The sequence below is a fragment of the Halorientalis persicus genome (genome assembly GCF_900110215.1).
GTDB classification, from domain to species: domain Archaea; phylum Halobacteriota; class Halobacteria; order Halobacteriales; family Haloarculaceae; genus Halorientalis; species Halorientalis persica.
In genome coordinates, this window is sequence record NZ_FOCX01000010.1 from 37,868 (window position 1) to 56,828 (window position 18,961).

Sequence of the window (18,961 nt, forward strand, 5' to 3'; positions counted from 1 at the left end):
GCGGCGGCCCCGCGTACAACCTGTCCGTGATAGCATGACCGATACAACGGAAACCCTCGCAGAGCTGAGTCGGGAGTACCAGGATTCGATTCCAGCGGACCTCAGAGAGACTCGAACGTTCGACTGGTATCTGGACCAGCTGTACGACGACCCGCGGATCGCCCGCAACGCCCACCAGCGCGTTGCCGATATGTTCGACTACTACGGGACCGACTACGACGAAGACGCCGGCGTCGTCGAGTACGCCCTCGCGGCCGAGGACCCCATGAACGACGGCGAGAATACGTTCTACGGGCGGGTCATCCACGAGGCCATCCACGAGTTCGTCAACAAGGTCAAGTCCGGCGCTCGCGGCCTCGGCCCGGAAAAGCGGATCAAACTCCTGCTGGGCCCGGTCGGCTCCGGGAAGTCCGACTTCGACCGGCAGATCCGCCGCTACTACGAACACTACACCCGCACCGACGAGGGGCGGATGTACACGTTCCGGTGGAGTAACCTCTGTGACATCATCAACGATCAGGACCCCGCCGACGACACCGTGCGGTCCCCGATGAATCAGGACCCCATCGTCTTGCTCCCACAGGAACAGCGCGAGCAGGTGATCGACGACCTCAACGAAGAGTTCGACGCCCCCTACACCATCCGCAACGAGCAGGCGCTGGACCCGGCCAGCGAGTTCTACATGGATCGCCTGCTGGCCTACTACGACGACGACCTCGAGGCGGTGCTGGACAACCACGTCGAGATCGTCCGGATCGTCGCCGACGAGAACCAGCGCCGCGCCATCGAGACCTTCGAGCCCAAAGACAAGAAAAATCAGGACGAGACAGAACTCACGGGCGACGTCAACTACTCGAAGATCGCCGTCTACGGGGAGTCAGACCCCCGCGCGTTCGACTACTCCGGCGCGTTCTGTAACGCCAACCGGGGTATCTTCTCGGGCGAAGAACTGCTGAAACTCCAGCGTGAGTTCCTCTATGACTTCCTGCACGCCACGCAGGAACAGACGATCAAGCCCAAGAACAATCCGCGGATCGACATCGACCAGGTGATCGTCGGGCGGACGAACATGCCCGAGTACAAGGACAAGAAAGGCGACGAGAAGATGGAGGCGTTCAACGACCGGACCAAACGGATCGACTTCCCGTACGTCCTCCAGTACGAGGAGGAGGCACGCATCTACGAGAAGATGCTCCGCAACGCCGACCTCCCGGACATCCAGGTCGAGCCACACACCTTAGAGATGGCGGGCCTGTTCGGCGTGCTCACCCGGATCGAGGAACCCGACTCCGGCACCGTGGACATCGTCCAGAAGGCCAAAGCCTACAACGGCGAGGTCGACGAAGCCGAGGACGTCGACGTGAAGAAGCTCCGCGAGGAGGCCGCCGAGATGGCCGAGATCGGCGAGGGCATGGAGGGCGTCTCGCCCCGGTTCATCGGCGACGAGATCGCCGAGGCCATCATGGACTCGATGCACCGGAGCCGTGACTTCCTCTCGCCGCTGACGACGTTCAACCACTTCGAGGAGAACCTCGAAAACCACGGCTCGATCCCGGAAGACCGATTCGACACCTACTACCGCTACCTCGAACTCGTCCGCGAGGAGTACAAGGACCGGGCCATCGAGGACGTGCGTCACGCGCTGGCCTACGACATCGACGAGATCCAGCGCCAGGGCGAGAAGTACATGGACCACGTCATGGCCTACATCGACGACGACACCGTCGAAGACGAGATTACGGGTCGCGAGCAGGAACCCGACGAGACGTTCCTCAGGTCCGTCGAGGAGAAACTCAACGTCCCCGAGGACCGCAAGGACGACTTCCGCCAGGAAGTGTCGAACTGGGTCTCCCGGCGCGCCCGCGAGGGTGACACGTTCAACCCACAGGACAACGACCGCCTGCGTCGGGCGCTGGAACGCAAGCTCTGGGAGGACAAGAAACACAACATCAACTTCTCGGCGCTGGTCTCCAGCAACGAGATGGACGACGACGAACGCAACGCCTGGGTCGACGCGCTGATCGAACAGGGCTACACCCGGGAAGGGGCCAAGGAGGTGCTGGAGTTCGCCGGCGCCGAGGTCGCCAAAGCAGAGATGGAAGAGTAATGGCCGGACACGACTACATCGACGCCGCGGACACCGCCCTCGAGGAGACCTACCAGGAGCCGATGAGCCTCTCCGAGTACGTCGACCTCGTGCTAGAGAACCCCCAGGTGGCCTCCCACGCCTCGAAGTACCTGCTGTCGGCCATCGAGGCCGCCGGCACCCGCACCGTCATCGAGGAGGGCGAGGAGAAAGAGCGCTATCGGTTCTTCGACGACCCGCACAACGACGGCGAACACGCCATCCTGGGCAACACGGATACGCTCAACTCCTTCGTCGACGACCTGCGCTCCATCGCGGCGTCGCGTGGCAAAGACGAGAAGATCATCTGGCTCGACGGCCCCACGGCCACCGGCAAGTCCGAGCTCAAGCGGTGTCTCATCAACGGGCTCCGCGAGTTCTCCAAGACCGACGACGGCCGGCGCTACACCGTCGAGTGGAACGTGGCCGGCGCCGGCGAGGGGGCCTCGGGCATGACCTACGGCGACCAGCCCGTCAGTGACGAGGACGACTGGTACGAGAGCCCCGTCCAGTCTCACCCGCTGACTGTGTTCCCGCAGGAGGTCCGGGCCGACCTGATCGCCGAGATCAACGACCGTCTCGACGACCACGTCCAGATCCGGGTCGAGGGCGACCTCGACCCGTTCTGCCGGGAGGCCTACGAGTTCCTCGAGGAGCAGTACCGCCGGCAGGACACCGAGGACCTGTTCTCGGCGGTCACAGACCCCACACACCTGCGGATCAAGAACTTCGTCGTCGACGTGGGCCGGGGTATCGGCGTCCTCCACAGCGAGGACGACGGCAGTCCGAAGGAACGCCTCGTCGGCTCCTGGATGGCCGGGATGCTCCGGGAACTCGACTCGCGGGGCCGGAAGAACCCCCAGGCGTTCTCCTACGACGGCGTCCTTTCGCAGGGCAATGGGCTCCTGACCATCGTCGAGGACGCCGCTCAGCACGCCGATCTGCTCCAGAAGCTCCTGAACGTCCCGGACGAGGGGAAGGTGAAACTGGACAAGGGCATCGGGATGGACATCGACACTCAGATGATCATCATCTCGAACCCGGACCTCGAAGCCAGGCTCAACCAGCACGCCGACCGCGAGGGGCAGGACCCGCTGAAGGCGCTGAAGCGCCGCCTCGACAAACACGAGTTTACCTACCTGACCAACCTCTCGCTGGAGGCCCAGCTCCTGCGGCGGGAGCTGACCAACGAGACGGCGGTCTGGACCGCCCAGTCCTGGGACGAACTCGAATCCTGGATCCGGGAACCCCTGTCGATCCACGTTCGGGACTCGGACGCCGAAGTCAACGAGAAGGAACTGGCACCCCACGCTATCGAGGCCGCCGGGCTGTACGCCGTCGTCACCCGACTCGACGACGAGGACGTGCCCAGCGGGCTCGACCTCGTGGACAAGGCGTTGCTCTTCGACCGTGGCTACCTGCAGGAGGGCGACGAGCGCATCGAGATGGACGACTTCGAGTGGGACGGCAGCGCCAGGGACGGGGAGGGCGGCATCCCCGTCACCTACACGCGGGACGTGATCGCGGACCTGCTCCACGAGGAACAGGACCGCTACCACGCCGACCTGCCCGTCGAACACGTCGTCATGCCCCGTGACGTCCTCAACGCGATGGCAGAGAACCTGATCGACGCGCCCGTCTTCTCGGGAAGCGAACGCGTCGAGTTCGAGAACCAGGTGGTCGCGGTGAAAAATCACGTGTTCAGCCAGCAGGAAGACGACGTACTCCGGGCGATCATGCGGGACAAGCGGGTCGACGAGGAGACCGTCGAGGAGTACATCGAGCACGTCTACGCCTGGGAGGCCGACGAACAGATCGAGAACGACCGCGGCGAGCTCGAAGACCCCGATCCGCTGAAGATGAAGGTCTTCGAGATCGAACACCTGGGGCGGTTCTCCGAGGACAACTACGACGGCGGCGACGACCCCGACGACGCCGTCGAGGAGTTCCGGACGAACAAAATCATCACCGCCCTCAACCGCCACGCCTGGCACAACCGTGACGAGGCGTTCCAGATCTCCGACGTGAATCCCAAGGAGATCCCCGTCATCAAGTCCGTGTTAGGCACCCACGACTGGGAGGACGTGCGGCGGACCTACGAGGACTTCGACCCCCGGCAGTGGGACAATCCGCCCAGCGGCACCGAGACGGCGACCGTCAAGGCGGCCACGCTGGAGAACATGACCGAGATGTTCGACTACACCGAGGCCTCCGCCGAGCTGACCAGCCGCCACGTCATGAGCCAGGTGAGTTACAAATGGGACTGAAAGACGACCTCGACCGGTACCGTGAAGTCGGCGAACAGCGCCGACAGGACCTCGCGGAGTTCATCCAGTACGGTGATCTGGGCCAGTCCAGACCCGACGAAGTGAAGATCCCGATCAAGATCGTCGACCTCCCCGAGTTCGCCTACGACCAGCGCGACATGGGCGGGGTCGGCCAGGGCGAGGACGCCGAGGAAGGCCAGCCCGTCGGCCAGCCCGAGCCCCAGCCCGGCGACGGCGACGAGGACGGCGAACCCGGCGAGGAGGGCGGCGACCACGAGTACTACGAGATGGACCCCGAGGAGTTCGCCCAGGAACTCGACGAGGAACTCGGCCTGGACCTCGAACCCAAAGGCAAGCAGGTGATCGAGGAGAAGGAGGGCGACTTCACGGACATCACCCGGACCGGGCCCACCTCGACGCTTGACTTCGAGTCGCTGTTCAAGAAGGGGCTCAAGCGCAAGCTGGCGATGGACTTCGACCGGGACTACCTGCGGGAGGTGCTCAAGGTCGACGGCATGGGTCCGGCGTCGGTCTTCGAGTGGGCCCGCGGGGAGAACATCCCCGTCTCGAAGGCCTGGCTGGAAGACGAGTACGCCGAGTTGACGAACGAGGAGAAGACCGAGTGGGCGTCGATGGACGAGATGGACGAGAACGTCGACCGGCAGTCCACCGCCGAGCGCATCCGTCGGGAAGGGGTCGACCAGATCCCCTACCGCCGGGAGGACGAGCGCTACCGCTACCCCGAGATCATCGAGGAGAAAGAGAAGAACGTCGTCGTGGTCAACATCCGTGACGTGTCCGGGTCGATGCGGGAGAAAAAACGAGAACTGGTCGAGCGGACGTTCACGCCGCTGGACTGGTATCTCACGGGCAAGTACGACAACGCGGAGTTCGTCTACATCGCCCACGACGCCGAGGCCTGGGAGGTCGACCGCGACGAGTTCTTCGGCATCCGGAGCGGCGGCGGGACACGCATCTCCAGCGCCTACGAACTGGCCGCCGCAGTTCTCGAAGAGGAGTACCCCTGGCACGAGTGGAACCGCTACGTGTTCGCGGCCGGCGACTCCGAGAACTCCAGCAACGACACCGAGGAGCGCGTGATCCCGCAGATGGAAGAGATTCCGGCGAATCTCCACGCCTACGTGGAGACCCAGCCCTCGGGCAACGCCATCAATGCGACCCACGCCGAGGAAGTGGAGCGCCACTTCGAGGGCAGCGACAACGTCGCCGTAGCCTACGTCTCCAGCCCGGAGGACGTGGTCGACGCCATCTACGAGATCCTGAGCACCGAGGAGGTGAAAGCATGAACTCCGATCGCTACGAAGCCAAACGCATCGCCGAGGACCTCGAAGAACCGGTCGACGAGGCCTCGAACCTCGCGGAGAAACTGGGACTCACCCCGTACCCGGTCAACTACTGGATCGTCGACTACGACGAGATGAACGAGTTGATCGCCTACGGCGGGTTCCAGGAGCGGTACCCCCACTGGCGCTGGGGGATGCAGTACGACCAGCAACAGAAACAGAGCCAGTTCCTCGGTGGGAAGGCCTTCGAGATCGTCAACAACGACGACCCCTCCCACGCCTTCTTACAGGAGTCGAACTCCATGGCCGATCAGAAGGCCGTCATCACTCACGTCGAGGCCCACGCGGACTTCTTCGCCAACAACGATTGGTTCGGGATGTTCGCGGACGACCCAGACGCCGCGGCCATGCTGGCCCGCCACTCCGAGACGATCCAGGAGTATATGCAGGACCCGGACATCGAACGGGCCGCGGTCGAGAAGTGGATCGACCACGTCCTCTGTCTGGAGGACAACATCGACCAGCATCGCCCGTTCGCGCCGGTCGAGACCGACGGCCGTGACGAGGTGCTGGACCGCGAAGAGGACATCGAGAACCTGGAGGAGAAACTCGACGAACTCGACCTCTCGGAGGAGGTCGTCGGGCAGGTGTTCGACGAAGACTGGCTGGAGGCCCAGCGCGACGAGGACGGCGAGGTCACGTTCCCGGACGAACCCGAGAAGGACGTGATCGGCTTCCTCCGCCAGCACGGGATGGCCTACGACCGCGACGCCGAGAAGGCCGTCACGATGACCGACTGGCAACGCGAGATCCTCGAGATCCTGCGCCGGGAGGCCTACTACTTCGCCCCCCAGAAGATGACGAAGGTCATGAACGAGGGGTGGGCCTCCTACTGGGAGTCGGCGATGATGGCCAAGGAGGCATTCGCCGCCAGCGACGAGTTCGTCAAGTACGCAGACCACATGGCGCAGGTCCTCGGGTCACCCGGCTTCAACCCGTACAAGCTCGGGCTGGAACTCTGGCAGTACGTCGAGAACACGGAGAACCGCCGGGAAATCGTCGAACGCCTGCTCCGGGTCGAGGACATCACCTGGCGCAACCTCCACGACCGCGTGGACTTCGAGCAGGTCCAGGACCTGATCGCGCCCGATCCGGAACTCATCGACGTTCCCAGCCACCTCGACGACCTCGACCCCGAGGACCCACGGATCGACGCCGAGGCACTCGAACGCGCTCGCGAGGGGGAGATCGACGTGGAGAAGTACCCCTGGAAAGTCCTGACCTACGAGGGGCTGGCCGAACGCCACTACTCGCTGGTCGAACCGCAGAACCGCGGGTTCGTCTCCCGGATCGGACAGGAGGCCCTCGAACGTATCTCCCGGTATATGTTCGACGACTCCCGGTACGACAGCGTCGCGGAAGCGCTCGCAGGCGTCGACTACACCCGCGGCTGGGACCGGATGTTCGAGATCCGGGAGAGTCACAACGACGTGACCTTTCTGGACGAGTTCCTCACCCAGGAGTTCGTCGACGAGAACGACTACTTCACCTACGAGTACACCCAGTCCACGGGTGACTACCGGGTCACCTCGACGGACTACGAGGACGTGAAAAAGAAGCTGATGTTGCGGTTCACCAACTTCGGGAAACCGACCATCGTCGTCGAGGACGGCAACTACAACAACCGCAACGAACTCCTGCTGGCCCACAAGTACAACGGCGTCATGCTCGACCTCGGGCAGGCCCAGGACACCCTCGAACGGGTGTTCGAGCTGTGGGGTCGGCCGGTCAACCTCAAGACCATCGTGAAGGAACTGGACGAACACGACATCGAAGTCGCCAAGCGCCGTGACCGCGAGCCCGAACCCGAAGAGCAGGGCAAGCTCGTCCGGTACGACGGCGAGGAAATCACGACCCGCGACCTGGACTGGGACGCGGTCGAACATCTCGCGGCGACCGACGTGGACTACGACACCAAACCCGACGAGTGGCTGGCCTAGCCGGGCGCGGCCGCTCTCGGCCCGTTCTCGGGAATCGAACTCCGAATCGAGGGGCGTTATGCCTAGTTATCAGAGATGTAATCGGGGACGGGACGGGTGTTGGTTCCAACATATTAATCTGCCCCTCGTGTAGCGTAATGAGTTGTTAGGAGCCATTAACAGCGAGGAGAACGGTTTTCGAATCGAGAATGTTATCGGTTAGAGACGGCGGACACCGCGTCCGGGCGGGCGCGGACGGAGCCAGGAGGTGATCGATGGGCGCACAGACGAAAGAACGGGCCGACCTCGACGCGGGCGAGATTCACGACATCCTTCGGAACGACCGGCGGCGGCTGGCGATCAAGTGTCTCCGTGAGCAGGACGGACAGCTGAGCGTGCGCGACCTCTCGGAGCAGGTCGCCACACGCGAGACCGGCGAGTCGCCGGCTCCGCGTGACAAACGCCGGAGCGTCTACGTCTCGCTCCACCAGACTCATCTCCCCAAACTCGACGACCTCGGGATCGTCGACTACGACACCGACGAAAAGGAGGTGCGCCTGCGCGACCGGGCGGCCGAGATCACGACGTACATGGAGGTGGTCCCTCGCTACGGAATCACCTGGGCGGAGTACTACCTCGTACTGGGCATCCTCGGGTTCGGGACCGTGCTGGCCGCGAGCATCGGCACCCCACTGCTGGGCGCTATCGGGACTCCCGCAGTCGCGGCCGCCTACCTCCTGATCCTGACCGGCTCGGCCGCGTTCCACGTCCGCTCACAGGACCGTGGACTCTTCGAGGGACTCCGCGCCTGACACGGGGTTTCAAGCAGGCGTCGGCCGTCCGTCCGCGCATGGGTACCCACAGCACGTTCGAGGTCTCGACCGACGAACGAGTGACGACCGTGGACATCACCGACCGGGTGGCGGGCCGGCTTCCGGCCGACGCCAGCGGGACCTGTACCGTCTTCGTCAAACACACGACGGCGGGGATCAGCGTCAACGAGGCCGAACCGCGCCTGCTGGACGACATCGAGACCGTACTCGCCGAGATCGTTCCCGAGACGGGCTGGAACCACGATCAGTTGGATGGCAACGCCGACGCCCATCTGCGGTCGATGTTGCTGGGGCGGGGCGTGACGGTGCCAGTGGTTGACGGCGAACCCGACCTCGGAACCTGGCAGTCGATCCTGCTGGTCGAGTGTGACGGGCCGCGAACGCGGACGGTGACGGTGACCTGCGAGTGACCGAAGGGACCGCTGCGCGCGAGGTGTGTGCCGAAACACATAATGTGCCGTGTACGAAAGGGACGATGACATTCGTTCGCTAACGAGACTCTCACATGAGGTATTTCGACTTCACAATCTCGCCGGAAGACGGGGCTATCCATCCCGCAGACAAGCTGATCGCCGACCAGCCGGACGTGACGCGGGACGCACTCATGCACGTCAACTCGCTCGGCGACGGGACGGGCGTCCTCCTCTACCGGATCTACGGAGACCCCGAGTCCCTGACGGACGTCATCGACGAGTCCAACGCCGTCCTCGCCTGGGACGTACTGGACGTACAGGACGACGTGTTCCACCTCTACCTCCACGTGCCGCCGGGCCAGCCCGCGGGCGGCCTGATGGCACTGGCACAGAAGTACGCGCTCATCATCGACACGCCGCTGAAGTACACCGATCAGGGCGGCCTCCGGACGACCATCGTCGGGACCCACGAGATGCTCCGGAAGGCCCTGGAGGAGACCCCCGACGGCGTCCGCTTCGCCGTCGAACAGGCCGGCCAGTACTCCCCCGACCGGGAAGACATCCTCTCGATCCTCACCGAACGCCAGCACGAGGTGTTCGAGACCGCCATCTCCGAAGGCTACTACGAGATTCCGCGCGAAGCCACTCACGAAGACATCGCCAACGCACTGGGCTGTGCGCCCTCGACCGTCGACGAACACCTCAGAAAAGCCGAATCGCGCGTGCTGTCGGCGTTGATGCGGTAAAAGCGTGACTCGATCGATCGGAGAGTCCCGTTGACGTGAGCGGGGACACTCCCTGCGGTCGTGTCCCTAATCGTCCGCCGTCGCCGGTTCGCCCTCGTAGATCCTCGTCACTTTCTCCTCGAACTCGGATTTGATGTTGCGACGCTTCTTCTTCAGCGACGGGGTGAGCATATCGTTTTCCGGCGTCCACTCGAGGTGGGCGAGCTCGAACTGCTTGATCGTCTCGTGTTTCTCGAGGTTTCGGTTGACGAGCTGAACGTCCTCGTTGACCCACTCTTGGACGCGCTCGTCCTCACAGATCTCCTCTTTGGAGGTCGGCAGGTCGATGTTTCGGTTCGACGCCCACCGCCTGATGGCGTCGAAGTTCGGGACGATCAAGGCAGACACGAACTTCTCGTCGTCGCCCATGATCATGATCTGCTCGACCCGCGAGGAGGTCGAGAACTCGTCTTCGATGGGTTCCGGGGCGACGTTTTTCCCCGTGTCCAGCACGATCAGGTTCTTCAGCCGGTCGTGGTAGATGAGATAGTCGTCCTCGACGCGCTCGACGATGTCGCCGGTCTTGAACCAGCCGTCGGCGGTAAAGGCCTCCTCTGTCTTTTCCGGCATCTCCCAGTAGCCTTCGGTGACGTTCGGGCCCTTGATCAGCAGTTCGCCGACTTCGCCTTCGGCGTCCTCGAACTGGTCGTCGGCGACCTGTGACTCGTCGACCCTGATGTCGACGTCGGGCAGTGGCGGGCCGAGTGTCCCGGTTTCGAGGTTCTCCGGGAGATTCACCGTGACGACCGGGGCCGCTTCGGTCAGCCCGTACCCCTCGAAGATGGGGATGCCCATCCCCTTGAACAGGTCCGCGAGGTCCTCGCTCAGGCTCCCGCCACCGCTGACGAAGAAGTCGATGTTTCCGCCGAGTTCCTCTTTGACCTGTTTGAACACGAGCTGGTTTGCGATCGAGCGTTTGAGCTTCAGCCCCAGGCCGGGATCGTCCGCCTGACTGTAGTTCCGGGCCACGCCGACGGCCCACTCGAAGATGCGCTCTTTCGTGTCCGAGCCGCTGGCCTGCTCCCGCATCTCGTCGAAGATACGTTCGTAGACGCGGGGGACACTCGATCCGCCCTGCGGTTTGATCTTCTGGATGTCCTCGCTGACCGTGTCCGTGCTCTCGGCGTACCCGACGGTCACTCCACAGGCGAACATCAGGAAATGGCCCGTCGTGCGCTCGAAGACGTGTGCCAGCGGCAGAAACGAGATCGTCGTCCGGCCTTCGTTGACCGCGGGTACGTCGTCGTCCTTGTCGGGTCGGGGCCCGGTCCGCTTCCGAAGCTGGTTGATGTTCGCCCGGAAGTTGTGATGCGTGAGCTTCACGCCCTTCGGTTTGCCGGTCGTCCCGGAGGTGTAGATGAGACTCGCCAGATCGTGCATATCCTGTGTTTCGAGCCACGACCAGTACTCGTCTTCGTCGAACCGCTCGTCGCCGAGTTCGTACACCTCCGACAGCGTGTGGATCTGGTCGACGTCCTCGTACTTCTCCAGCTCGTCGATGACGACGACGAACTCCAGACTGAGTTCGTCCTGCACCTTCACGATACGGTCGAGCAGATACTCGTTCTCGACGACAACCCCGGTCGCGCCGGGGTTGTTGAGCAGGTACTTGATCTGTTTGGGCGACGATTCGGTGTAGACAGTCGTGACCGTCCCCCCCGAGGCCAGCAGTCCGAAGTCGGACAGTGCCCACTCCATGCGTGGATCCGACATGATCCCGACCCGGTCGTCTTTCTCGACGCCGAGTTCGCGAAAGCCCGCAGCCAGTCGACGGACGAGTTCACGCATCTCCTCGTAGGTGAGCGCCGTGTACTCGCCCGGTTCGGGCTCGTCGATGATGTCAGATGTCAGCGACCGCGGATAGATACCGCCCTTGTACAGTTGGGCCTCGTTGTCACCGTACCGTTCGACCGCGTCCTCGAACATCTCGGGGATCGTATTCTCCTCGATCACCTCGTCGGTGTGCTCCCGTTCCGTTTCTCGGATCGCTTCGACATCAGGTGGGGCCATGCCTTGTGGTATCGCGTCAGTCGTTAAATATGCCCGGGTCGTTCATGATAGTTGAAACGGGCGCGGACGCGTGTGCGCCCGCCTCGCGGACGATTGGGGTTCAACTGGGGAATGTAACCGATCCTACTCGTGACCGTGATACCACTGTCGAACCGAATGTGAGGAATGCAACAAAGATGCCGCTCACGAGTCGACCGTCACCAAAGGAGTGCACCGTCAGGGATTTGAACCCTGGTCCTCGGCTGTCTTCCAAGATGCGGGCATCGTCGCCGCAAGCTTGCCGAAAGGCCAAGATGATTGGCCGGACTACACCAACGGTGCGCATTCATAGCTGAGAGGGGTTCACTAATAAACCCTGCTTTTCGGAAGCGCAGTGGGGATCACTCACAGAGGGCAGGCGGTCGCGGTTGGGCGACTACCCAGTCGAGAGTCCGACGGCTGCTGGCGGTGAACGGGAGCGGCCTCGACAGCGCGTCGAAAAAAGTCGCGGCGGTTCCGAACTGCGTTACTGCCCCTCGAAGTCGGGCTCACCGTCGCCCATGAACGCCGTCATGCCTTCCATGACGTCGTCCGTGCCGATGAGGTGCCCGAAGGCCTGGGACTCGACTTCGAGTCCGGCTTCGGTGTCGTCGCGGCCCTTCAGCATGGCGCGTTTGGTCATCTTCTGGGCGACTGGCGGACCCTGGGCGAGCTGTTCGGCCAGCTCCAGGGCCTCGTCGAACAGGTCGTCCTTCGAGACCACGTCGCGCAGGAAGCCGAAGTCTTCCATCTCCTCGGCGTCGTAGCGTTCGGCGGTGAGGATGATCTCCTTGGCGGGGCCCTCGCCGATGACGTTGGCGAGGCGCTGGGTGCCGCCCCAGCCGGGCAGCAAACCGAGGTCGAGTTCGGGCTGGCCGAACTCGGAGCGTTCGGAGGCGATCCGGATGTCGGTACACATCGAGAGCTCCATCCCGCCGCCGAGACAGAACCCGTCGATGCCGGCGACGACCGGGAGCGGACTCGCCTCCAGCCCACCGAAGGTGGACTGGCCCTGACTGGAGAGTTCCTGTGCCGAGAGCGGATCGGCGCTGGTGGCCATGGACTGCACGTCGGCCCCGGCCGAGAACGCCTTGTCGCCCTCGCCGGTGATGAGGATGGCCCGAACCTGCTCGTCGTCCTCGAAGATCTCGCGGGCCTGGTCGAGTTCCTCCAGCACGTCGAGACTGATCGTGTTCATCCGGTGGGGACGGTCGATCTTGATGTGGCCGACCTGCTTCTCGTCGTGGCCCTCCGGCACGTCCACGTCGATACGCTCGATGGCGATGACCTCGAAGTCGGGACCGGTGTCTTCCGCGTCACCGGCACCGTCGTTGAACCCGCCCTGTTCGGCGGCTTCGGCGAGGTACTCCGGCGGTTCGTAGCGGGCCGCACCGGTCTCCTCGTAGAGGTCTTCGAGCTTGTTCAGGCACTTCTCGACGCCGTACTCGTCGATGGTCTTGGTCGGGCCCTCGGGGAAGCCCGCGCCCATCATGACGGCCTCGTCGATGGCCTCGGGCGGGGCCACGTCGCCGCCGACGAGGTTGGCGATCTCCTTGGCGAGGGCGGCGTTCAGCCGTTCCTCGACCTCCTCGTTGTACTCGTCGGTGGGCACGTCGGCACCGTCGCCGTCCTCGTAGTCGTAGAAGCCCTTGCCGGTCTTCTGGCCGAGTTCCTCGGCCTCGACTTTCTCCTCCATGATCGGGGCCGGCTCGTACTCGTCACCGAGCACGTCGTTCATGTAGTCCAGCACGTGGTAGGAGATGTCGATGCCGGTCATGTCGGCCAGCTCGAACGTCCCCATCGGCAGGCCCATGTGGTACTTGGTCGTGGAGTCGATCTCCTCGACGGTGGCCACGTCCTCGCTGAGCATCCAGCAGGCCTCGTTCATCAGGGGCACGAGGATACGGTTGACGATGAAACCGGGCGAGTCCTTTCGGACGCGAACGGGGGTCTTGCCGAAGTCCTCGGCCAGATCCTCGACGACCTCGATGGTCTCCTCGGACGTGTGTTCGCCGTTGATGACCTCGACGAGCTGCATCCGGATCGGCGGGTTGAAAAAGTGCATCCCGCAGAACTGCTCGGGCCGCTCCGAAACTTCCGAGAGGTCGGTGATCGAGAGCGACGAGGTGTTGGTCGCGAAGATGGCGTGGTCGGGCGCGGACTCCTCGACCTCCTCGTAGACGTCCTCCTTGATCTCCATCTGCTCGGGGACGGCCTCGATGATCACGTCCGCGTCGCCGACGGCTTCCGCCATGTCGACCAGCGGTGTGACCGACTCGAGCGCCGCGTCGGCCTCCTCCTGGGTGATCGTGTCCTTCTCGGCCATCTTGTTGAGGCTCCACTCGATGTCCTCGTAGCCGCTCTGGACGAACTCTTCTTTGATGTCGCGCAGCCGCACGTCGTACCCCGCGAGTGCGGCGACCTCGGCGATGCCGTGGCCCATGTTACCAGCACCCAGCACCGCGATGGTTTCGATATCTTCGAGTTGCATGAGTCATTGGAACACTCTCCGCCAGCCCCTTTCAGTGTTTTTCTTTGGCCGCAGAAACGGATTACAGTCCGTCTATCGTTTACTCTCGGCGGAAACATCGTTACCCTATTTCGAGCAGGAACTAACAACGCTTGACGAGTTGTCTACCGATCACAAACAATTATGTTCCATAAGTTCCCACGGTGGCGTATGGATTTTGAACTACCAGAGGGAATCGACCAGATTCGGAAGGAAATTCAACGGTTCGGCGAGAACGAAATCGAGCCGGTAGCGAACGAGTACGACCGTGAGGAGAAGTACCCCCACGAGGTCATGGACAAGGCCAACGAGATGGGTCTGCTCGGTGCCTCCATCCCCGTCGAGTACGGTGGTGCCGGCTACAACGTTCTCGAAACCTCGATCATCTGTGAGGAACTGTTCGCCATCGACCCCGGCATCGGCTTCTGTATCGTCGCGTCCTCGTTCGGGACGGAGGCCATCCAGGAGTTCGGGACCGAAGAGCAAAAAGAGGAGTTCCTCGAACCGGTCGCGAAAGGCGAGAAGATCTCCGGTGCAGCCATCTCAGAGCCCCACGCCGGCTCCGACGTGTCCTCGATTTCGACTCGCGCCGAGAAGGACGGCGACGAGTTCGTCATCAACGGCAACAAGATGTGGATCTCGAACGGGACGGTCGGCGACTTCTTCGTCGTCCTCTGTCAGACCGACCCCGACGCGGACGGCCGCTACAACGGCTTCTCCCAGATCATCGTCGAATCGGATCGGGACGGCTTCCAGGCCGACAAGATCAAGGGTAAGCTCGGCATCCGCGCCAGCGACACTGCGGAACTGATCTTCGACGACGTGCGCGTCCCCCAGGAGAACCTCGTCGGGACCGAGGGCATGGGCTTCCTCCAGCAGATGCAGTTCTTCGACGCGACCCGCGTCGGCGTCGCCGCACAGGGCGTCGGAATCGCGAAGGGTGCGGCCGACGCCGCTCTGGAGTACGCTCAGGAGCGCGAGCAGTTCGGCCAGCCCATCTCCGAGTTCCAGGCCATCCAGCACAAACTCGCAGAGGCCTACACTGACATCGAAGCCGCCCGCAACCTGACCTACAAGGCCGCCTGGTCGGTCGATCAGGGCGAGCAGATCACGAAACTCGCCTCCATGGCCAAGGAGTACGGCTCCCGCGTCGCCGTCGACGTGGCCAACGAGGCCGTCCAGATCCACGGCGGCTCCGGCTACGTCGACGACTTCCCCGTCGAGCGGTTCTACCGCGACTCCAAGATCACCCAGATCTACGAGGGCACCACCGAGATTCAGAAGAACGTCATCGCCCGCGAGCTCCTCGGCAAGGGCCTGTCGTAAGCCCCACGAGTTCGCAACGGTTCGGGCCGTGACCGGGACGTGATCATGTCACTGCCCACTCATTTTTCTACGCTCGTATTTCGGAAAAATTACCAGCCCGTGGTAAGCGGTTGCAAAGGAGTATTAATACAGCAACCCTATTCGGGAGTGTATGGACTTCGAGCTTCCCAGCGAGATCGACCAGATCCGGGACGAAATCCAGCGGTTCGGTGAGAACGAGATCAAACCGGTCGCGAACGAGTACGACCGCGAGGAGAAATACCCACAGGAGGTCATGGACAAGGCCGCCGAGATGGGGCTGATGGGTGCCCAGATTCCCGTCGAGTACGGCGGTGCCGGCTACTCGATGCTCGAAGCGGCGATCATCTCTGAAGAGATGTTCGCCATCGACCCCGGGATCGCGCTCTGTCTCCAGTCGGCGTCGTTCGGTGCCGACGCAATCATGGAGTTCGGGACGGAAGACCAGAAAGAGGAGTACCTCGAACCCATCGGGACGGGCGAAGCCGTCATGGGTGCCGCGATTTCGGAGCCCCACGCGGGCTCGGACGTGTCCTCCATCTCGACGGAGGCCGAGAAGGACGGCGACGAGTGGGTCATCAACGGCAACAAGATGTGGATCACCAACGGCTCGGTCGGGGACTACTTCGTCGTCCTCTGTCAGACCGACCCCGAGGCCGAGGGCCGCTACAACGGCTTCTCCCAGATCATCGTCGAATCGGATCGGGACGGCTTCGAGGCCGACAAGATCACCGGCAAGTTGGGGATTCGTGCCTCCGACACCGCGGAACTGATCCTCGACGACGTGCGTGTGCCCGAGGAGAACCTCGTCGGCACGCCCGGGATGGGATTCCTCCAGCAGATGCAGTTCTTCGACGACACGCGGACCGGCGTCGCCGCGCAGGGTGTCGGGCTGGCCCGCGGTGCCGCCGAGCGCGCGCTGGAGTACGCCCAGGAACGCGAGCAGTTCGGCCAGCCCATCTCGGAGTTCCAGGCCATCCAGCACAAACTCGCCGAGATGTTCACCGACATCGAGGCCGCGCGCAACTTGACCTACAAGGCCGCGTGGTCGGTCGATCAGGACGAACAGATCACGAAGCTGGCGTCGATGGCCAAGGAGTACGCCTCCCGGGTCGCCGTCGACGTGGCCAACGAGGCCGTTCAGATCCACGGCGGGGCCGGCTACGTCGACGACTTCGACGTCGAACGGTTCTACCGCGACGCCAAGATCCTCCAGATCTACGAGGGCACCACCGAAATCCAGAAGAACATCATCGGTCGCGAACTGCTCGGCAAGGGGATGTCGTAAACCGACGGTCACCGATCCGAGTGTTTTCTTAACGCTGTTAAACGCACCACGGTTTTATTGTTCACTGGTAACTACAGTGCTAGCGATACGCCAATGGACTTCGAGCTTTCAGACGAACTGCAACAGATCCGGGAGGAGGTTCGCCGCTTTGGCGAGAACGAGATCGAGCCGGTCGCCAGCGAGTACGACGAGAAAGAGAAGACGCCCCACGAGTTGATCGAGAAGGGGGCGGAGATGGGGCTGACAGGAGCGCAGATCCCCGTCGAGTACGGTGGTGCCGGCTACGACGCGCTGGAAGTCGCGATCATCATCGAAGAACTGTATTCGATCGACCCGGGCTGTGCCGGTGCGATTCTCGGGACGGCCTTCGGGAGCGAGGCCATCGTCGGCTTTGGCACCGAGGAGCAGAAAGAGGCGTACCTCCCGCCGCTGGCCAAGGGCGAGGCGATCATGGGGTCGGCGATCTCCGAACCCGACACCGGCTCGGACGTGTCCTCGATCTCCACGCGCGCCGAGAAGGACGGCGACGAGTGGGTCATCAACGGCAACAAGATGTGGATCACCAACGGCTCGGTCGGGGACTATTTCGTGGTCCTGTGCCGGACTGACCCCGACGCGGAGGGCCGCTACAACGGCTTCTCACAGATCATCGTCGAATCGGATCGGGACGGCTTCGAGAGCGACAAGATCACTGGCAAGTTGGGGATTCGTGCCTCCGACACCGCAGAGCTGATCCTCGACGACGTGCGCGTGCCCGAGGAGAATCTGGTGGGCACCGAGGGCATGGGCTTTTTACAGCAGATGCAGTTTTTCGACGAGACTCGGACCCAGGTCGCGGCCCAGGCCGTCGGGGTCGCGAAGGGGGCCGCCGAGCGTGCCCGTGACTACGCACAGGAGCGCGAGCAGTTCGGCCAGCCCATCTCGGAGTTCCAGGCCATCCAGCACAAACTCGCCGAGATGTTCACCGACACGGAGGCCGCGCGGGGCCTGACCCTGAAGTCGGCCTGGAGCGTCGACAACGCGGACGAACAACTGACCACGCTGGCGTCGATGGCCAAGGAATACGCCTCCCGGGTCGCCGTCGACGTGGCCAACGAGGCCGTCCAGATCCACGGCGGGGCCGGCTACGTCGACGACTTCGACGCCGAACGGTTCTACCGTGACGCCAAGATCATGCAGATCTACGAGGGCACCACCGAGATCCAGAAGAACATCATCGCCCGCGAACTGCTCGGCAAGGGGATGTAGGCCCCTGGGAGCGGCCCGTAGCCTGAGTCGGTACGGCCTCGCCCGCGTCCGTTCCGGACAGCATTTATACGACGGCGACGACGAGTTAGCTATATCATGCGCGTCCAGCGTTCGCGTGCGACAGCCTCGCTCCCGACCAGCCTCGCCGACCGGCAGGGCTGTTGCCGGTGCTGACTTCCTTCTCGACCCGCTGGACGCACCGACAGTCCCCACCTCACATCACCCAACACAATGTTCGACCGACTCGACAACATCAGGAAACACGTCACGGAAGACGTCCGCACCGCACTGGCGAAAGACCCCGCGGCAAAGAGCGCGCTGGAGGTCGCCCTGCTGTATCCGGGCCTCCACGCCGTCTGGCTCTATCGCATCGCTCACTTCCTCTGGACCGGCGACCACCAGCTGGCCGCCCGCGCGCTCTCGGAGATCGCCCGGTTTCTCACCGGCGTGGAGATCCACCCGGCCGCGACCATCGGCCGCCGGCTGTTCATCGACCACGGCCACGGGGTCGTAATCGGCGAGACCGCCGATATCGGTGACGACGTGCTCATGTACCACGGCGTGACGCTGGGCGGAAACTCCATGCGCCAGTCGAAACGCCACCCGACGGTCGAGGACTGTGCGACGCTGGGCGCGAAGGCCACACTGCTGGGCGACATCGCGATCGGCGAGGGTGCGACCGTCGGTGCCGGCTCCGTCGTCACCGAGTCGATTCCGCCGGGCGCGACGGCGAAAGGCGTCCCCGCGGAGATCACGGCGCGGGCCGGTCCGTCCGAGGAAGCGACGAACCCGACGACGGCCGGGTCCGAGCCCCACTGGCTGGCCGACTGCTGACGGA

At 63.4% G+C, this 18,961-nt stretch carries 13 protein-coding genes and 1 tRNA gene; 11 read left to right on the forward strand and 3 right to left on the reverse strand.

Annotated features, from left to right (window positions below; all coding sequences use genetic code 11):
* The first annotated feature begins 34 nt into the window (after positions 1-34).
* The 7 genes from BMX17_RS11925 (at position 35) to BMX17_RS11955 (ending at position 9,667) form a co-directional block, all read left to right on the forward strand.
* Positions 35-2,107 (forward strand): PrkA family serine protein kinase, encoded by a 2,073-nt coding sequence (locus tag BMX17_RS11925; protein ID WP_092660303.1) that lies wholly within the window; start codon positions 35-37, stop codon positions 2,105-2,107.
* Positions 2,107-4,392, forward strand: a complete 2,286-nt coding sequence (locus BMX17_RS11930) for a PrkA family serine protein kinase (protein WP_092660305.1) — start codon at positions 2,107-2,109, stop codon at positions 4,390-4,392. The genes BMX17_RS11925 and BMX17_RS11930 overlap by 1 nt, the downstream gene beginning before the upstream one ends.
* Positions 4,383-5,699 (forward strand): YeaH/YhbH family protein, encoded by a 1,317-nt coding sequence (locus tag BMX17_RS11935; RefSeq protein WP_092660307.1) that lies wholly within the window; start codon positions 4,383-4,385, stop codon positions 5,697-5,699. The genes BMX17_RS11930 and BMX17_RS11935 overlap by 10 nt, the downstream gene beginning before the upstream one ends.
* Positions 5,696-7,696 carry a SpoVR family protein gene (locus tag BMX17_RS11940; RefSeq protein ID WP_092660310.1) on the forward strand — a complete coding sequence of 667 codons (2,001 nt, stop codon included), beginning with the start codon at positions 5,696-5,698 and terminating at the stop codon, positions 7,694-7,696. The genes BMX17_RS11935 and BMX17_RS11940 overlap by 4 nt, the downstream gene beginning before the upstream one ends.
* A gap of 254 nt (positions 7,697-7,950) precedes the next feature.
* On the forward strand, positions 7,951-8,487 hold the full coding sequence (locus BMX17_RS11945) for a DUF7344 domain-containing protein (RefSeq protein ID WP_092660312.1): 537 nt from the start codon (positions 7,951-7,953) through the stop codon (positions 8,485-8,487).
* Between the two features lie 38 nt (positions 8,488-8,525).
* Positions 8,526-8,918, forward strand: a complete 393-nt coding sequence (locus tag BMX17_RS11950) for a secondary thiamine-phosphate synthase enzyme YjbQ (RefSeq protein WP_092660314.1) — start codon at positions 8,526-8,528, stop codon at positions 8,916-8,918.
* Between the two features lie 95 nt (positions 8,919-9,013).
* On the forward strand, positions 9,014-9,667 hold the full coding sequence (locus BMX17_RS11955; protein ID WP_092660316.1) for a helix-turn-helix domain-containing protein: 654 nt from the start codon (positions 9,014-9,016) through the stop codon (positions 9,665-9,667).
* A gap of 66 nt (positions 9,668-9,733) precedes the next feature.
* Here the strand turns inward: BMX17_RS11955 and BMX17_RS11960 are convergent, their stop codons facing one another.
* The 3 genes from BMX17_RS11960 to BMX17_RS11970 form a co-directional block, all read right to left on the reverse strand.
* On the reverse strand, positions 9,734-11,716 hold the full coding sequence (locus BMX17_RS11960) for an AMP-dependent synthetase/ligase (protein WP_092660319.1): 1,983 nt from the start codon (positions 11,714-11,716) through the stop codon (positions 9,734-9,736).
* A gap of 209 nt (positions 11,717-11,925) precedes the next feature.
* Positions 11,926-12,037 (reverse strand) — tRNA-Glu (locus BMX17_RS11965).
* Positions 12,038-12,221: 184 nt separating this feature from the next.
* Positions 12,222-14,225 carry a 3-hydroxyacyl-CoA dehydrogenase/enoyl-CoA hydratase family protein gene (locus tag BMX17_RS11970; protein WP_092660321.1) on the reverse strand — a complete coding sequence of 668 codons (2,004 nt, stop codon included), beginning with the start codon at positions 14,223-14,225 and terminating at the stop codon, positions 12,222-12,224.
* Between the two features lie 189 nt (positions 14,226-14,414).
* Here BMX17_RS11970 and BMX17_RS11975 point away from each other — a divergent pair, with 189 nt between their 5' ends.
* From BMX17_RS11975 to cysE, 4 genes are all read left to right on the forward strand, one after another.
* Positions 14,415-15,569, forward strand: a complete 1,155-nt coding sequence (locus BMX17_RS11975) for an acyl-CoA dehydrogenase family protein (protein WP_092660323.1) — start codon at positions 14,415-14,417, stop codon at positions 15,567-15,569.
* Positions 15,570-15,720: 151 nt separating this feature from the next.
* Positions 15,721-16,875, forward strand: coding sequence for an acyl-CoA dehydrogenase family protein (locus tag BMX17_RS11980; protein ID WP_092660325.1), 1,155 nt, complete (start codon positions 15,721-15,723; stop codon positions 16,873-16,875).
* 93 nt (positions 16,876-16,968) lie between these two features.
* Positions 16,969-18,123, forward strand: coding sequence for an acyl-CoA dehydrogenase family protein (locus tag BMX17_RS11985; protein WP_092660326.1), 1,155 nt, complete (start codon positions 16,969-16,971; stop codon positions 18,121-18,123).
* Between the two features lie 231 nt (positions 18,124-18,354).
* Positions 18,355-18,957 (forward strand): serine O-acetyltransferase, encoded by a 603-nt coding sequence (gene cysE / locus BMX17_RS11990; RefSeq protein ID WP_092660328.1) that lies wholly within the window; start codon positions 18,355-18,357, stop codon positions 18,955-18,957.
* Positions 18,958-18,961 lie beyond the last annotated feature (4 nt).

What these genes read in the sequence shown, in the direction of transcription:
- BMX17_RS11925 (WP_092660303.1), top strand. Translation starts at nt 35, where the DNA reads ATGACCGATACAACGGAAACCCTCGCAGAGCTGAGTCGGGAGTACCAG.
- BMX17_RS11930 (WP_092660305.1), top strand. Translation starts at nt 2,107, where the DNA reads ATGGCCGGACACGACTACATCGACGCCGCGGACACCGCCCTCGAGGAG.
- BMX17_RS11935 (WP_092660307.1), top strand. Translation starts at nt 4,383, where the DNA reads ATGGGACTGAAAGACGACCTCGACCGGTACCGTGAAGTCGGCGAACAG.
- BMX17_RS11940 (WP_092660310.1), top strand. Translation starts at nt 5,696, where the DNA reads ATGAACTCCGATCGCTACGAAGCCAAACGCATCGCCGAGGACCTCGAA.
- BMX17_RS11945 (WP_092660312.1), top strand. Translation starts at nt 7,951, where the DNA reads ATGGGCGCACAGACGAAAGAACGGGCCGACCTCGACGCGGGCGAGATT.
- BMX17_RS11950 (WP_092660314.1), top strand. Translation starts at nt 8,526, where the DNA reads ATGGGTACCCACAGCACGTTCGAGGTCTCGACCGACGAACGAGTGACG.
- BMX17_RS11955 (WP_092660316.1), top strand. Translation starts at nt 9,014, where the DNA reads ATGAGGTATTTCGACTTCACAATCTCGCCGGAAGACGGGGCTATCCAT.
- BMX17_RS11960 (WP_092660319.1), bottom strand. Translation starts at nt 11,716, where the DNA reads ATGGCCCCACCTGATGTCGAAGCGATCCGAGAAACGGAACGGGAGCAC.
- BMX17_RS11970 (WP_092660321.1), bottom strand. Translation starts at nt 14,225, where the DNA reads ATGCAACTCGAAGATATCGAAACCATCGCGGTGCTGGGTGCTGGTAAC.
- BMX17_RS11975 (WP_092660323.1), top strand. Translation starts at nt 14,415, where the DNA reads ATGGATTTTGAACTACCAGAGGGAATCGACCAGATTCGGAAGGAAATT.
- BMX17_RS11980 (WP_092660325.1), top strand. Translation starts at nt 15,721, where the DNA reads ATGGACTTCGAGCTTCCCAGCGAGATCGACCAGATCCGGGACGAAATC.
- BMX17_RS11985 (WP_092660326.1), top strand. Translation starts at nt 16,969, where the DNA reads ATGGACTTCGAGCTTTCAGACGAACTGCAACAGATCCGGGAGGAGGTT.
- cysE (WP_092660328.1), top strand. Translation starts at nt 18,355, where the DNA reads ATGTTCGACCGACTCGACAACATCAGGAAACACGTCACGGAAGACGTC.